This is a genomic window from Pseudomonas sp. AG1028, assembly GCF_007993955.1.
Lineage (GTDB): Bacteria > Pseudomonadota > Gammaproteobacteria > Pseudomonadales > Pseudomonadaceae > Aquipseudomonas > Aquipseudomonas straminea.
The window spans coordinates 15,817-29,470 of the sequence record NZ_VIVP01000002.1; the positions used below are offsets into that span (position 1 = coordinate 15,817).

At 61.0% G+C, this 13,654-nt stretch carries 13 protein-coding genes; 9 read left to right on the plus strand and 4 right to left on the minus strand.

Going from position 1 to position 13,654, the window contains the following annotated elements:
- Nucleotides 1-21: 21 nt before the first annotated feature.
- Nucleotides 22-729: an OprD family porin gene (locus tag FB481_RS03040; RefSeq protein ID WP_147175047.1), complete on the minus strand. Its 708-nt coding sequence runs from the start codon at nt 727-729 to the stop codon at nt 22-24.
- Between the two features lie 230 nt (nt 730-959).
- On the opposite strand from FB481_RS03040, the gene FB481_RS03045 reads away from it, so the two are divergent.
- Both FB481_RS03045 and FB481_RS03050 read left to right on the plus strand, forming a co-directional pair.
- Nucleotides 960-1,631 (plus strand): response regulator, encoded by a 672-nt coding sequence (locus FB481_RS03045; RefSeq protein WP_093502458.1) that lies wholly within the window; start codon nt 960-962, stop codon nt 1,629-1,631.
- On the plus strand, nt 1,624-3,015 hold the full coding sequence (locus FB481_RS03050) for a sensor histidine kinase (RefSeq protein ID WP_093502456.1): 1,392 nt from the start codon (nt 1,624-1,626) through the stop codon (nt 3,013-3,015). The genes FB481_RS03045 and FB481_RS03050 overlap by 8 nt, the downstream gene beginning before the upstream one ends.
- 42 nt (nt 3,016-3,057) lie before the next feature.
- Here the strand turns inward: FB481_RS03050 and FB481_RS03055 are convergent, their stop codons facing one another.
- Together FB481_RS03055 and FB481_RS03060 are read right to left on the minus strand one after the other, a co-directional pair.
- Entirely contained in the window at nt 3,058-3,894 is an 837-nt protein-coding gene (locus FB481_RS03055) for an HDOD domain-containing protein (RefSeq protein ID WP_093502454.1), read from the minus strand.
- Nucleotides 3,895-3,942: 48 nt separating this feature from the next.
- Complete coding sequence (locus tag FB481_RS03060) at nt 3,943-4,884, minus strand: folate-binding protein YgfZ (RefSeq protein ID WP_093502451.1); 942 nt, start codon at nt 4,882-4,884, stop codon at nt 3,943-3,945.
- 161 nt (nt 4,885-5,045) lie between these two features.
- On the opposite strand from FB481_RS03060, the gene FB481_RS03065 reads away from it, so the two are divergent.
- Nucleotides 5,046-5,300, plus strand: coding sequence for a succinate dehydrogenase assembly factor 2 (locus FB481_RS03065; RefSeq protein ID WP_013792334.1), 255 nt, complete (start codon nt 5,046-5,048; stop codon nt 5,298-5,300).
- Complete coding sequence (locus tag FB481_RS03070; RefSeq protein ID WP_147175048.1) at nt 5,284-5,736, plus strand: protein YgfX; 453 nt, start codon at nt 5,284-5,286, stop codon at nt 5,734-5,736. Before FB481_RS03065 ends, FB481_RS03070 begins: the two co-directional genes overlap by 17 nt.
- Here the strand turns inward: FB481_RS03070 and nadB are convergent.
- Nucleotides 5,705-7,321: an L-aspartate oxidase gene (nadB, locus tag FB481_RS03075; RefSeq protein ID WP_093502447.1), complete on the minus strand. Its 1,617-nt coding sequence runs from the start codon at nt 7,319-7,321 to the stop codon at nt 5,705-5,707. The two genes, FB481_RS03070 and nadB, sit on opposite strands and share 32 nt — an antisense overlap.
- 586 nt (nt 7,322-7,907) lie before the next feature.
- On the opposite strand from nadB, the gene rpoE reads away from it, so the two are divergent.
- The 5 genes from rpoE (at nt 7,908) to lepA (ending at nt 13,654) form a co-directional block, all read left to right on the plus strand.
- Nucleotides 7,908-8,489, plus strand: coding sequence for an RNA polymerase sigma factor RpoE (rpoE, locus tag FB481_RS03080; protein WP_013792331.1), 582 nt, complete (start codon nt 7,908-7,910; stop codon nt 8,487-8,489).
- A gap of 31 nt (nt 8,490-8,520) precedes the next feature.
- Complete coding sequence (locus tag FB481_RS03085; protein WP_093502445.1) at nt 8,521-9,111, plus strand: sigma-E factor negative regulatory protein; 591 nt, start codon at nt 8,521-8,523, stop codon at nt 9,109-9,111.
- A gap of 11 nt (nt 9,112-9,122) precedes the next feature.
- Nucleotides 9,123-10,076, plus strand: coding sequence for a MucB/RseB C-terminal domain-containing protein (locus FB481_RS03090; RefSeq protein WP_147175049.1), 954 nt, complete (start codon nt 9,123-9,125; stop codon nt 10,074-10,076).
- Between the two features lie 150 nt (nt 10,077-10,226).
- On the plus strand, nt 10,227-11,612 hold the full coding sequence (locus tag FB481_RS03095; protein WP_372239536.1) for a DegQ family serine endoprotease: 1,386 nt from the start codon (nt 10,227-10,229) through the stop codon (nt 11,610-11,612).
- Nucleotides 11,613-11,854: 242 nt separating this feature from the next.
- Nucleotides 11,855-13,654: a translation elongation factor 4 gene (gene lepA, locus FB481_RS03100; RefSeq protein ID WP_013792327.1), complete on the plus strand. Its 1,800-nt coding sequence runs from the start codon at nt 11,855-11,857 to the stop codon at nt 13,652-13,654.

Genomic DNA, 13,654 nt, shown 5'->3' on the forward strand with positions numbered 1-13,654 from the left:
TCGGCTGATCGAGTCTAGGCGTCAGCTCGCAAGGCCGGCTTGCAAGCGGCTGCTTGCGGGCCAGACAAGGTCGCTGAGTGCCACGTACTTCAATTCGACGTTGCGTTCCCTGCGCCATTCGCCAGCGACATCCGTTACTGCAGTGCGAGCTCTGGGTATGCCGTGGTGGGTGTAGCGCAAGCTGGGAACGCCGAGCGCTTTGAAGTCGTAACGCGCCTGCCGCCAGCCCGTTGGAGGCTCGGCAAGATCGATGATCGGAGAAAGATTTGAGACGGCGCGGCTATCGTCGTGGGCTGCGCCAGGACCTGCTTCGCCGGGAGTCGGGCGCAGCAGGCGGGCGGGAGAAAGTTTATTGGCCTGGGGCGAGCTGAACGCGGGGCGTGAAGAAGGCTCGCTGGCGGTATTGGGATATCCAACAGCGGCCGGCTGTTCGGTGTGATCTTCAATCACGGCTGGATCAGATTCGGCTGTTGTCGCTGAAGCCTGTTCGGTATTTTTCTGGCCAGCATCAGGGCGAGCTTGAAGATGCAAGCTGCCTTCCCTGCTGTCATTGGCGGCGGGGCGGACGCTTTGCCGGGCGACGCGGCTGGCAGGAGCTATGCGTTCTTCCAGGCTGGTAACGGAATCTTCAGGAATGTTCGCCTGGGCGAGGGAGGCGAAAAGGGCAGCCGGCAGGGCGAGGCTCAAAAGGCTCGTACACGAGATGGCCTGGCGCGCGGCAATCGGCATGCGGATACTCCGTTGTTATTGTTGTAACGGCCGCATAGGTGTCGGTCGTTCTGAGGGTGGATCTAGCCACTCGTGCGGCGATCCTAAAAGCACAACCTTTCGCCAACCTTTCAGTGTTGAAAGTTGTTACGCAGGCTGGCCTGTACACGCCGTCACTGCCAAGTCTTCGCGCGAACGGTAAACTCTCGTCCCACAGGGCGGTCAAGTCCATGGTTGTTGTGGAGGTTGCAGTGCGAATTCTGCTGGTCGAGGATCATCCGCAATTGGCGGCGAGTGTCAGTCAGGCGCTCAAGAATGCTGGCTGGACAGTGGATCTTCTGCATGATGGCGTGGCTGCGGATCTCGCCCTCGGCAGCGAGGATTACGCCCTGGCGATTCTGGACGTAGGGCTGCCACGCATGGACGGTTTCGAGGTGCTCGCCCGTTTGCGCGCCCGCGGCAAGACCGTGCCGGTGCTGATGCTCACCGCCCGTGGCGAGGTGAAGGATCGGGTGCACGGGCTCAACCTGGGGGCCGACGATTATCTGGCCAAGCCCTTCGAACTCAGCGAGCTGGAGGCGCGGGTCAAGGCGCTGCTGCGCCGCAGTGTGCTGGGCGGCGAACAGCAGTTGCGCTGCGGCGATCTGGTCTATGACCTGGATACCCGGCGTTTCACGCTGCTCGACGAAAATCTCAATCTCACCTCCCGCGAGCAGGCGGTGCTCGAGGCGATGATCGCCCGCCCCGGCCGCGTGATGAGCAAGGAGCAACTGGCCTCCCAGGTGTTCGGGTTGGACGAGGAGGCGAGCGCCGACTCCATCGAAATCTACGTTCACCGGCTGCGCAAGAAGCTCGAGCGCGGCTCGGTGCGCATCGTCACTTTCCGCGGCCTGGGCTATCTCTTGGAAGCCACGAGTGGATAGCCCCGGCAGCCTGCGTGGCCGGCTGATCCGCCGGCTGGCGGTGCTGTTCACGGTCATTCTGCTGGTCAGCAGCGTAACGGCCTACTGGAGCGCGCGCCACGCCGCCGATACCGCCTACGACCGCACCCTGCTGGCCTCCGCACGCGCCATTTCCGATGGGCTCTACGCCGTCGAGGGAATGCTCAGCGCCAACGTGCCTTATATCGCTCTGGACACCTTCGCCTACGACAATGCCGGACGCATCTATTATCAGGTGCTGGGGCCCAAGGGTGAGCTGGTTTCCGGCTATGAAGATCTGCCTGCGGCTCCACCGAATACGCCGCGCACCAATGATTACCCAGCTTTGGCCAAGTTCTACGACGGTGAATACCGTGGCCAGGGCGTGCGCTTGGTGAGCTTTCTGCAGCCAGTCAGCGAGCCCGGTTACAGCGGAGTGGCCGAGATTCGTGTAGCGGAAACCCAGGGCGCGCGCGAGCGCATGACCCGCGAATTGCTGCTCGGCACGCTGTGGCGCATGGGCCTGCTGTCGCTGAGCGCGCTGTTGTTGGTCTGGCTGGCGGTGAGTGCCGGGCTGCAGCCGCTCGAAAGCCTGCGCCGAGCGGTGGCTGTGCGCAGCAGCGATGATCTGAGCCCGCTGCCAGATGCGGACATGCCCCGCGAGTTGCGGCCGCTGGTCAATGCTCTGAATCAGTTCAACGACCGCTTGCGCAGCCTGTTCGAACGTCAGTCGCAGTTCATCGCCGATGCGTCCCACGAGCTGCGTACGCCCCTGGCGGCGCTTAAGGCGCGAGTGGAGCTAGGGCTGCGTGACCAGGATCCGCGGATCTGGCACGCGACTCTGGAGGATGCCGCGCTCAATGCCGATCGCCTGACCCATCTGGCCAACCAGCTGCTATCACTGGCGCGGATTGAAAGCGGGGCACGGGCGATTGCCGAGGGTGGCGCGTTGCGTCTGGATCTCAGTCAGTTGGCTCGTGAACTGGGTATGGCACTGGCGCCCCTGGCCCATTCCCGAGGTGTCGCGCTCGCACTGGAAGCCGAGCAGCCGGTGTGGATTCGCGGCGAACCGACCTTGCTCAATGAGTTGCTCTGCAACCTGGTCGACAATGCCATGGCCTATACGGAAGTCGGCGGCAACGTGATCCTGCGGGTTCTGGAGTCCGGCGTGCTGGAGGTCGAAGACGACGGCCCGGGAATTCCCGAGGAAGACTGGGAACGGGTGTTCGAGCGTTTCTATCGGCGTCAGCCCCAAGGGCTGGGCGCAGGCCTGGGCTTGGCTATCGTCGGTGAGATATGCCGTGCGCACCGCGCGGACATCAGCCTGCACCAGGCCAGCCCCCATGGGCTTCTAGTGCGTGTGGTCTTTCCTGGCGAGCCGGACTGAAAAAACTGACGGGGCGAAGCAGGCTTCGCCCCGATTGAGCAATTACTGCAGCATGGTCATGGCAGCGTCCATGGCCGCCGACAGATCTTCATCGGCGTGGATGTCCAGATCCGGCTTGATACCGAGCTTGGCGAACGCCGGGATCTGGCTCCAGTCCAACTGCGTATAGGGGTGCGGCGTGCCAAGCATGCTCTGCAGCGTGGCCACCTGCACGATGTCGACGTAGTCTACCTTGCCGCTGTCGCGGCTGAAGTTCAGGTACTGACTGGGGATGCAGGCGATCATCTCCGGGAATTCCCAGGTGCGCAGGATCTTGTCGCCGATGATCGGGTGGATCTGCTCGATCACGTGGTTGAGGCTGATCGAGTCGGACAGCAACTCGCTGTGTTCTTCGGCGTAGGTGAGAATCGGCAGTACGCCGATCTGATGAACCAGGCCGGCAAGGGTGGCCTGGTCCGGCATCAGACGGGTGTAGTGGCGGCACAGCACGTGGCAGATGCCGGCGATCTCGGTGCTTTTGGTCCACACTTCGCGCATCTTGCGGTCGACCACATCGGTGGTCGCCTGGAACATCTGCTCCATGGCCAGGCCCGTAGCGAGGTTGCAGGTGTAGTTGATGCCCAGGCGGCCGATAGCCATTTGCAGGTCGGTGATTTCCCGGTTGGTGCGCAGCAGCGGGCTGTTGACCACCTTGATGATGCGGGCGGTCAGCGCGGCGTCGTTACCGATCACTTTGGTCATCTCGGGAATACCCACGTTGGGGTCTTCCGCTGCCTCGCGAACTTTCAGGGCGACCTCCGGCAGGGTGGGTAGCACCAGTTCATCGTTGTCGATGGCCCGGGTCAGATCCAGCAGAACTTTCTCGGCGAGTTTGCTCATGAAATTCTCGTTATTGGCAGAGTGATGACAGGCGAAGCGCAGTGTACGTCAGCGCTGGATCTCGCGGTTGCTGTCCAGCGTATACGGCAACTCGAGCAGCTCGAGCGGTAACCCTTCCAGGCTGCCCAGGTGGATATGGCCGTCGAGTGCGGCATCTTCCTGCAGCACTGCCAAGAGCTCGACACCCTCGGTGCTCTCGGCCGCCAGCACCACTTCGCCCACCGCGCTGCGGTGCACCGGCGAAAACAGTTCGCTGCCTGGCGCGGGCAGTTGATCACCGGTCATGCGCAGGCGATACAGGCGCCGCTTGAGCTTGCCCAGGTACTGCATGCGGGCAACGATTTCCTGGCCGGTGTAACAGCCCTTCTTGAAACTCACCCCCCCAACTGCCTGGAGGTTGATCATTTGCGGGATGAATAGCTCGCGGGTGCTACCGGTTACCTGGCCGATACCGGCGCGGATCTGCGCCAGCAGCCAGTCATTTAGGCTGGCTTCAGGAAGCGCTTCGCTCAGGCGTGAATGCAGGGCTTCGGCTTGCTCGGCTGGCGCCCACAGTTCGGCGCGGCCATCGCTGAGGCGAATGGCGATCAGCGTACCCGTACTGGCAACGCCGTCAGCCTCGGCTGCGAGTTCGAGCCCAAGGGCTTGCAGAGCAGCATCGGCGCCGCGCAGCCCGAAGCGAATCCAGGCAGCGCTTTCGTCGCCGAGCTTGGCCTTGGAGAACACCGCGTATTTCTGCAGCTCGGCGAGTTGCGGCTCGAGCAGTTCGCGGCTCATGGCCAGGAGAAAACCGTCGGCTACGCTAACGATACGAAAGCTCGACAGCATACGGCCCTTGGGTGTGCAGCGTGCGCCAAGACTGGAGCCGCTGGTGCCGAGGTAATTGATGTTGCAGGTGATCTGGCCCTGCAGGAACTTACCCGCATCGGGGCCGCGCACGGCAAGGATGCCTTCGTGGGTGAGCGGGCAAAAGAAAGCGCTGTCGGCCATGGTCAGGACAATCGTGGGTAAAGAATGAGGAGGCCATGATAAGAGCAGCGGCAAGCGTCTAGCTACAGGCAAAAAAGCGCCGCCGGTCAATTACCGCGGCGACGCTGATCCGCTCGGTTGCTGTTGGTATACTGCCGGCCTTTTTTCCGAGGAGCACTGCCATGGTCGACGCCGTTGAACTCAATCGCCTTTTCTGGCACAGCCGGCGCGGCATGCTGGAGCTGGACGTGTTGCTGGTGCCTTTCGTGCAGGAGGTTTATGCCACGCTCGACGAAGAGGACCGCGCCCGCTACCGCAAGCTGCTCGAGTGCGAGGATCAGGACATGTTTGGCTGGTTCATGCAGCGTGGCGAGCCCGAGGATGCCGATCTGCGCCACATCGTTCGCATGATTCTGGATCGTGTCCAGCCCAAGTAAACGCTTCGAATGTGACTGGCGGCCGTCGCGGCGGCTGCTGGAAATCTACCTGTGCGCCCAGGCCCTGGCGCTGCTGGCTTTGCTACTCGTCGAGATTCCCTTGTGGGCGCGCCTGCTCGCCGCACTCGCCTGTGCCGGCCATGCCGCCTGGGTGCTTCCCAGGCAGGTGCTGCTGACCCATCCGGCCGTGTTCAAGCGGTTGCGTCATGACAACGAGGGCTGGCAGTTGGCGGGGCGCGATGGGCAATGGCAACCAATTACCCTGCAGCCGGACAGTATGGCGCTGCCCTGGCTGGTCATCGTGCGTTATCGTCTGCCGGGCCACTGGTTTACCCGCAGCCTTTGTATTGCTGCCGACGCCATGCCGCAGGACATGCATCGACGCCTGCGGGTACGCCTGAAGTTCAGCCGTCAGCGTTGGCGGGTTGCAGAATAGTGTCCTGCGCGTCGGGCAGCAGGCCCGGGTAATCCAGGGTGTAGTGCAGCCCTCGCGATTCCTTGCGCGCCATGGCGGAGAGAATCATCAGCTCGGCCACCTGAGCCAGGTTGCGTAGCTCGATCAGGTCCCGGCTGACCTTATAGTTGCTGTAGAACTCGTCGATCTCGTCGAGCAGCAGGCGCACACGGTGCTGGGCGCGCTGCAGGCGTTTGGTGGTGCGCACGATCCCTACGTAATCCCACATGAAGCGCCGCAGCTCATCCCAGTTGTGGGCGATGATCACGTCCTCGTCCGAGTCGGTGACCTGGCTGGCGTCCCAGGAGGGTAGGTCGGCCGGCATCGCCACTTTGTCTAGGTTCGCGACGATGTCGGCAGCGGCCGAGCGGGCATACACGAAACATTCGAGCAGCGAGTTGCTGGCCATGCGATTGGCGCCATGCAGGCCTGTGAAGCTGGTTTCGCCGATGGCATAAAGGCCTTCCACGTCGCTGCGCCCGGCCTGATCGACCAGCACGCCGCCGCAGGTGTAATGAGCGGCAGGCACCACGGGGATGGGCTGGCAGGTGATGTCGATGCCGAACTCCAGGCAGCGCTGGTAGACGGTCGGGAAGTGGTTTCTGACGAAGTCCGCCGGCTTGTGGCTGATATCCAGGTAGACGCAGTCGATACCCAGGCGCTTCATCTCGTGGTCGATGGCGCGGGCCACGATGTCCCGTGGCGCCAGTTCCTCGCGGGGATCGAAGCGCGGCATGAAACGCTCGCCGTTGGGCAGGCGCAGCAGAGCGCCTTCGCCGCGCAGTGCCTCGGTAATCAGAAAGCTCTTGGCCTGCGGGTGATAAAGGCAGGTGGGGTGGAATTGGTTGAATTCCAGATTGCCGACCCGGCAGCCGGCGCGCCAGGCCATGGCGATGCCGTCGCCACAGGCGCCGTCGGGGTTGCTGGTATAGAGATAGACCTTGGCTGCGCCGCCAGTGGCGAGAATCACGAAACGCGCATGGTGGGTATCCACCTCGCCGCTGCGCCGGTTGAGCACGTAGGCGCCCAGGCAGCGACGGCCTTTGCGGCCCAGCTTGTGCTCGGTAATCAGGTCCACCGCGACTCGCTGTTCCAGCAGCGTGATATTGCCTCGCTCGCGGGTGCGTTCGAGCAGCGTATTGAAGATGGCTGCGCCGGTGGCGTCGGCGGCATGAATGATGCGCCGGTGGCTGTGGCCGCCCTCGCGGGTCAGGTGAAATTCGTAACCGCCGTCTTCGCGGTCATGTTCGTCATCACGAGTAAAGGGCACACCTTGCTCGATCAGCCACTCTATTGCTTCACGGCTATGCTCCACGGTAAAGCGTACAGCGTCTTCACGACACAGGCCGGCACCGGCGTTGAGGGTGTCATCGACATGGGAGTCAACGGTGTCGCTGTGATCCAGTACAGCGGCGACGCCACCTTGGGCCCAGTAGGTCGAGCCATTGGTCAGCTCGCCCTTGCTCAGCACGGCGATGTGCAGATTGTCGGGAAGTGTCAGCGCCAGGGTAAGGCCGGCGGCTCCGCTGCCGATAATTACAACATCGTGCTTAAAGTGTTGGCTCATTATTATGGGTTCCACTGGGTGGCGTGCAGCTGAAGGAGCGTTCCTCGACAGTCAGCTATTGCTTGTGCTGGTGGGTACTCCGACCGGCTACGCACATGCTGGCAACAGGGGCTTGCAGGACCACGGCTGGGGCTCGGCGGACTCTAGTATATAGAGGGAGCCAACGGCACAATAGCCGGCCCGGTAGGTAGCGCAGCGTGGAACGTGTATCGTGTCGGGATGGCGATATGCCTGCGTAGCTGGTCGCCGTAGCTGGTCGCCTTGTTGGAGCTGCATTTTCTCCGCTGAAACCGGTATGAACTTTGTCATGAGGCAGGGTTCTATAGCGGAGTCGCCCCGGAGAGGGAAATGTGTCTGGCGAGTAAGTGAGCGAAGCGATTGTGCGATTCGATTCCGCTCGTCAGGTGATCTAAAGACAATTCGCGCAGCAGGCAGTGCCCTGGTGCGTGGTTTCGTGCAAAACCAAAAATGTTTTGTGGGAAGCTTGTTCGTAGGGGAGAGAACTTTTGCATATGAGTCGAGTCTATTTCGGCAGATCGATCTTCTGGCAGGTGCAGACCTCCTACGGGCTCAACGAGGAGTATTCATGCTAACCCAGGAAGAAGATCAGCAGCTGGTCGAGCGCGTGCAGCGCGGTGACAAGCGAGCATTCGATCTGTTGGTGCTGAAGTATCAGCACAAGATTCTCGGGTTGATCGTGCGATTCGTGCACGACACCCATGAAGCTCAGGATGTCGCCCAGGAAGCTTTTGTAAAAGCTTATCGGGCACTTGGAAACTTTCGCGGCGACAGTGCGTTCTATACATGGCTGTACCGCATCGCCATCAACACGGCGAAGAATCATCTCGTTTCTCGTGGCCGCCGGCCGCCGGACAACGACGTAAGTGCAGAGGATGCCGAGTTCTATGATGGCGACCACGCCCTCAAGGATATCGAATCTCCCGAGCGTGCCCTGTTGAGGGATGAAATCGAAGCCACCGTGCATCGAAGCATCCAGCAACTGCCAGAAGATTTACGAACGGCGCTAACGTTACGTGAATTTGATGGTCTGAGTTATGAAGACATTGCGAGCGTCATGCAATGTCCAGTTGGTACCGTGCGTTCGCGAATCTTTCGGGCGCGTGAAGCCATCGACAAGTCCCTGCAACCCTTGTTGCAGGAAGCCTGAGACAGCGGCGACAGCCAAGAGAGGAACCGCTATGAGTCGTGAAGCCCTGCAGGAATCGCTGTCCGCGGTGATGGATAACGAAGCGGATGAACTTGAACTTCGGCGTGTGCTCGGTGCGAGCAACGATGCTGAACTGCGTGCCACCTGGTCGCGTTACCAGGTAGCTCGCGCCGCGATGCACAAGGACTTGCTCGTGCCGAAACTGGACATCGCTGCAGCCGTTTCTGCGGCCTTGGAAAACGATGAAACTCCAGTCGTTGCACAAGAAAAGGTCGTGCGTGGTCCGTGGCGTAGCCTAGGTCGCGTCGCAGTAGCTGCAACCGTGACGGTTGCCGTGCTGGCTGGCGTACGTTTCTACAATCAGGATGATGTTTCTGGTGCCCAGTTGGCGCAGCAGGATCAGCCTGCCATCGCACTGCCGCAAGCTCAGGGACCGGCCATTCTGGCAGGCTTCAAGACTTCGGATGAGCAGCCGGCCGTAGAAACCGTTTCTGCCGAAGGTGAAGGCTGGCACGAACAGCGTCTGCCTGAGTACTTGCGTCAGCATGGTCAGCAGTCTGCCCCAGGCGCTGCTGAGAACGCTCTGCCTTTCGCTCGGTCTGCGAGTGTAGAAGAGCGTTAAGATCTACGTGTATGCGCTGCATTCTCGTCACGTCCCTGGTGCTCAGCGGTATTTTGGCAACCCCTGCCATAGCCGCTGATGCGCAGGGATGGTTGCAGAGGCTGAGTCAGGCCGAAAGCAAGCAAAGCTTCCAAGGCACCTTCGTTTACGAACGCAACGGTAATTTTTCTACTCACAGTATCTGGCGTCAGGTCGAGCCGGGTGGTTCTGTGCGTGAGCGGTTGTTGCAGCTCGACGGCACGCCCCAGGAAATGCTTCGGATCAATGGTCAGGCGCAGTGCGTCAATGGGCCTATCGCTTCTGCGGTGGTCGATGAGCAAGCCTGGCCTGCCCATGGCCTTGATGCCAAACAGATAGAGCAATGGTACGAGCTGCGCCTCGATGGGGAGTCCCGTGTAGCGGGGCGTTCTGCCGTGGTTCTCGGTCTGGTTCCTCGTGATCAGCATCGCTATGGCGTTCAGCTGTACGTGGACAAGGAAACCGGTTTGCCGCTCAAGTCGCTGCTGGTCAATAACCGCGGCGAACTGCTCGAGCGTTTTCAGTTTACCCAGTTGGATACCGCCGATACGCAGCCAGCCTCCGTGCTGCAGCCATCCACCGATTGTTCGCCTGTGCGGGTCGTCAAGACGCGCACTCCGTCGGTGGAGTCCTGGCGTTCGGAGTGGTTGCCCCCAGGTTTCAGCCTCAGTGCCGTAACTCAGCAGCGCAGCCCTGTATCCAGCGATAGCGTCGATTGCCTGGTCTATGATGACGGCCTGGCGCGTTTTTCCGTCTTCCTCGAACCCCTGCATGATGCTGCTGTGGCAGATGCCCGCAATCAGCTGGGTCCTACCGTGGCGGTTTCGCGGCGCCTGACAACCGATGAGGGAGATGTCATGGTTACAGTGGTGGGCGAAATTCCGTTGGGGACCGCGGAGCGTATCGCCATGTCGATGCGAGCCGCAGACATGCATGCTGCTCGGTAGCAATCGACGAAACGAATCAAGGCCGATGTGCCACCCGTATGTTGTACCAATGGCCCCGCAGGGGCCTCGTTTGTTCTGGATGGGGAAGAAACTGCAATGTCGATGCCTAGCCTGAAAAAATACGCTGCCGCGTTGTTCGCGGTGTTTCTGATGGGGCAGTCGGTGGCGGCGCATGCGCAACTGCCGGACTTCACCCCCTTGGTCGAGGCGGCTTCACCTGCCGTGGTCAATATCAGCACGCGGCAGAAAGTGCCGAATGCCGTCGCCAGTAATGGCGGGCTTTCCGTTCCGGATCTGGAAGGTCTACCGCCGATGTTCCGCGAGTTCTTCGAGCGCAGCATTCCCCAGCAGCCGCGTGCGCCAGGTGGCGGTGGTCGGCAGCGTGAGGCGCAGTCGCTGGGCTCGGGCTTCATCATCTCCAAGGATGGCTACATCCTGACCAACAATCATGTGGTGGCCGATGCCGATGAAATCATCGTGCGTCTGTCCGACCGCAGCGAGCTGGAAGCCAAGCTGATCGGTACCGATCCGCGCAGCGATGTGGCGCTGCTCAAAGTCGAGGCCAATGACCTACCCACCGTTAAGCTGGGTAACTCCGACAACCTCAAGGTCGGTGAGTGGGTGCTGGCCATCGGTTCGCCGTTCGGCTTCGATCATTCGGTCACCGCCGGTATCGTCAGTGCCAAGGGCCGCAGCCTGCCGAACGAAAGCTACGTGCCGTTCATCCAGACTGACGTGGCGATCAACCCGGGTAATTCCGGTGGTCCGCTGTTCAACCTGGATGGCGAAGTGGTTGGCATCAACTCGCAGATCTTCACCCGTTCAGGTGGCTTCATGGGCCTGTCTTTCGCCATTCCTATGAGCGTGGCGATGGATGTGGCCGACCAGCTCAAGGCCAGCGGCAAGGTTAGCCGCGGCTGGCTGGGCGTGGTGATCCAGGAAGTGAACAAGGATCTGGCCGAGTCCTTCGGTCTCGACAAGCCGGCAGGTGCGCTGGTTGCTCAGGTGCTCGAAGATGGCCCGGCAGCCAAGGGTGGCCTGCAGGTGGGGGACGTGATCCTCAGTCTCGATGGCAAGCCAATCATCATGTCCGCCGACCTGCCGCATCTGGTTGGTGCCCTGAAGCCGGGCACCAAGGCCAATCTGGAAATCGTTCGCGAAGGTTCGCGCAAGACGCTGAAAGTGGCGGTCGGCACCATGCCTGCCGATGACGGCGACGAAGCCACCGACGACGCGGCGCCAAGTGCCGAGCGCAGCAGCAACCGCCTGGGTGTCAGTGTTGCCGAACTGACCGACGAGCAGAAAAAGGCCCTTGATCTGCGCGGTGGCGTGGTGATTCGTGAAGTTCAGGATGGTCCGGCGGCGCTGATTGGCCTGCGTCCGGGCGACGTGATCACTCACCTGAACAACCAGGCGATCAGCTCGGCGAAGAACTTCACCGAGGTGGCGCAATCGCTGCCGAAGAATCGTTCGGTGTCGATGCGCGTGCTGCGTCAGGGGCGTGCAAGCTTTATCACCTTCAAGCTGGCTGAGTAATAGCGTCAGTAAGTCAGGGTGAAGTAGGGCGACGAAAGTCGCCCTTTTTTATGCCTGCCTCACTGCCTTCCTATGAAGAGCTGCATGGGAAATCTCTGCCATTGCAGGCAGGTGAGCCGACCCGGCATTCAATTACTGCGCTCGTGCGCTTGTCCTGACGTGACGTGGGGGCAACCACTCGGGTAAACTTCGCGGCTATTTTCGGCAGGCATTCGCCTGCGCCCTTTTTCGAGTGTTGTCCTGTGAGTGACCTGAGTCATATCCGCAATTTTTCCATCATTGCCCACATTGACCACGGCAAGTCGACGCTGGCTGACCGTTTCATCCAGATGTGCGGCGGCCTGACCGCGCGCGAGATGGAGGCTCAGGTTCTCGATTCCATGGACCTGGAGCGTGAGCGCGGCATCACCATCAAGGCCCACAGCGTCACCCTGTATTACAAGGCGAAGGATGGCATTACCTACCAGCTGAACTTCATCGACACGCCCGGCCATGTCGACTTCACTTACGAGGTAAGCCGCTCGCTGGCCGCCTGTGAAGGCGCACTGCTGGTCGTCGATGCGGGGCAGGGCGTGGAAGCGCAGTCGGTCGCCAACTGCTACACCGCCATCGAGCAGGGCCTGGAAGTCATGCCCGTGCTGAACAAGATGGACCTGCCGCAGGCCGACCCCGATCGCGTCAAGGACGAGATCGAGAAGATCATCGGGATCGACGCCAGTGACGCCGTAGCCTGCAGCGCTAAGAGCGGCATGGGCGTGGATGAAGTGCTCGAGCGTCTGGTGCAGGCGATTCCGGCGCCGACCGGCGAGATCGAGGCGCCGCTGCAGGCGCTGATCATCGACTCCTGGTTCGACAACTACCTGGGCGTCGTGTCTCTGGTGCGCGTGCGTCATGGCCGGGTGAAAAAGGGCGACAAGATTCTGGTCAAGTCCACCGGCAAGGTGCACCTGGTCGACAGTGTGGGCGTGTTCAACCCCAAGCACACCGCCACGGCAGATCTGAAAGCCGGCGAAGTGGGCTTCATCATCGCGAGCATCAAGGACATTCACGGTGCGCCGGTGGGCGACACCCTGACCTTGAGCTCGACGCCCGACGTGGAGATGCTGCCGGGCTTCAAACGCATCCAGCCGCAGGTTTACGCAGGCCTGTTCCCGGTCAGCTCCGATGATTTCGAGGACTTCCGCGACGCCCTGCAGAAGCTGACCCTCAATGATTCGTCCCTGCAGTATCTGCCGGAAAGCTCCGACGCCCTCGGCTTTGGCTTCCGTTGCGGCTTCCTGGGCATGCTGCACATGGAAATCATCCAGGAGCGCCTCGAGCGCGAATACGACCTGGACCTGATTACCACGGCGCCGAGCGTTATTTTCGAGGTCGTGCTCAAGACCGGTGAAACCATTTACGTTGACAACCCGTCGAAGCTGCCGGATGTGTCCTCGGTCGAAGATTTCCGTGAGCCGATCGTACAAGCCACGATCCTGGTTCCGCAGGAACATCTGGGCAACGTCATCACTCTGTGCATCGAAAAGCGCGGCGTGCAGCGTGACATGCAGTTCCTAGGCACCCAGGTTCAGGTTCGCTACGACCTTCCGATGAACGAAGTGGTGCTCGACTTCTTCGACCGTCTGAAATCCACCAGCCGTGGCTATGCCTCGCTGGATTATCATTTCGACCGTTACCAGTCGGCCAATCTGGTCAAGCTGGACGTGTTGATCAACGGCGACAAGGTCGATGCGCTGGCACTGATCGTGCACCGTGACAACGCCCACTACAAAGGGCGTCAGTTGACCGAGAAGATGAAGGACCTGATTCCTCGGCAGATGTTCGACGTGGCGATCCAGGCAGCCATTGGCGGTCAGATCGTGGCGCGAACCACTGTCAAGGCATTGAGAAAGAACGTTCTGGCCAAGTGCTACGGCGGTGACGTGAGCCGTAAGCGCAAACTGCTGGAGAAGCAGAAGGCCGGTAAGAAGCGCATGAAGCAGGTGGGGAACGTGGAGATTCCACAGGAAGCCTTCCTTGCTGTACTCAAGTTGGATAGCTAG

What these genes read in the sequence shown, in the direction of transcription:
- FB481_RS03065 (WP_013792334.1), top strand. Translation starts at nt 5,046, where the DNA reads ATGGTCGACGCCGTTGAACTCAATCGCCTTTTCTGGCACAGCCGGCGC.
- FB481_RS03085 (WP_093502445.1), top strand. Translation starts at nt 8,521, where the DNA reads ATGAGTCGTGAAGCCCTGCAGGAATCGCTGTCCGCGGTGATGGATAAC.
- nadB (WP_093502447.1), bottom strand. Translation starts at nt 7,321, where the DNA reads ATGAGCCAACACTTTAAGCACGATGTTGTAATTATCGGCAGCGGAGCC.
- FB481_RS03060 (WP_093502451.1), bottom strand. Translation starts at nt 4,884, where the DNA reads ATGGCCGACAGCGCTTTCTTTTGCCCGCTCACCCACGAAGGCATCCTT.
- FB481_RS03095 (WP_372239536.1), top strand. Translation starts at nt 10,227, where the DNA reads ATGGGGCAGTCGGTGGCGGCGCATGCGCAACTGCCGGACTTCACCCCC.
- FB481_RS03090 (WP_147175049.1), top strand. Translation starts at nt 9,123, where the DNA reads ATGCGCTGCATTCTCGTCACGTCCCTGGTGCTCAGCGGTATTTTGGCA.
- FB481_RS03055 (WP_093502454.1), bottom strand. Translation starts at nt 3,894, where the DNA reads ATGAGCAAACTCGCCGAGAAAGTTCTGCTGGATCTGACCCGGGCCATC.
- FB481_RS03040 (WP_147175047.1), bottom strand. Translation starts at nt 729, where the DNA reads ATGCCGATTGCCGCGCGCCAGGCCATCTCGTGTACGAGCCTTTTGAGC.
- rpoE (WP_013792331.1), top strand. Translation starts at nt 7,908, where the DNA reads ATGCTAACCCAGGAAGAAGATCAGCAGCTGGTCGAGCGCGTGCAGCGC.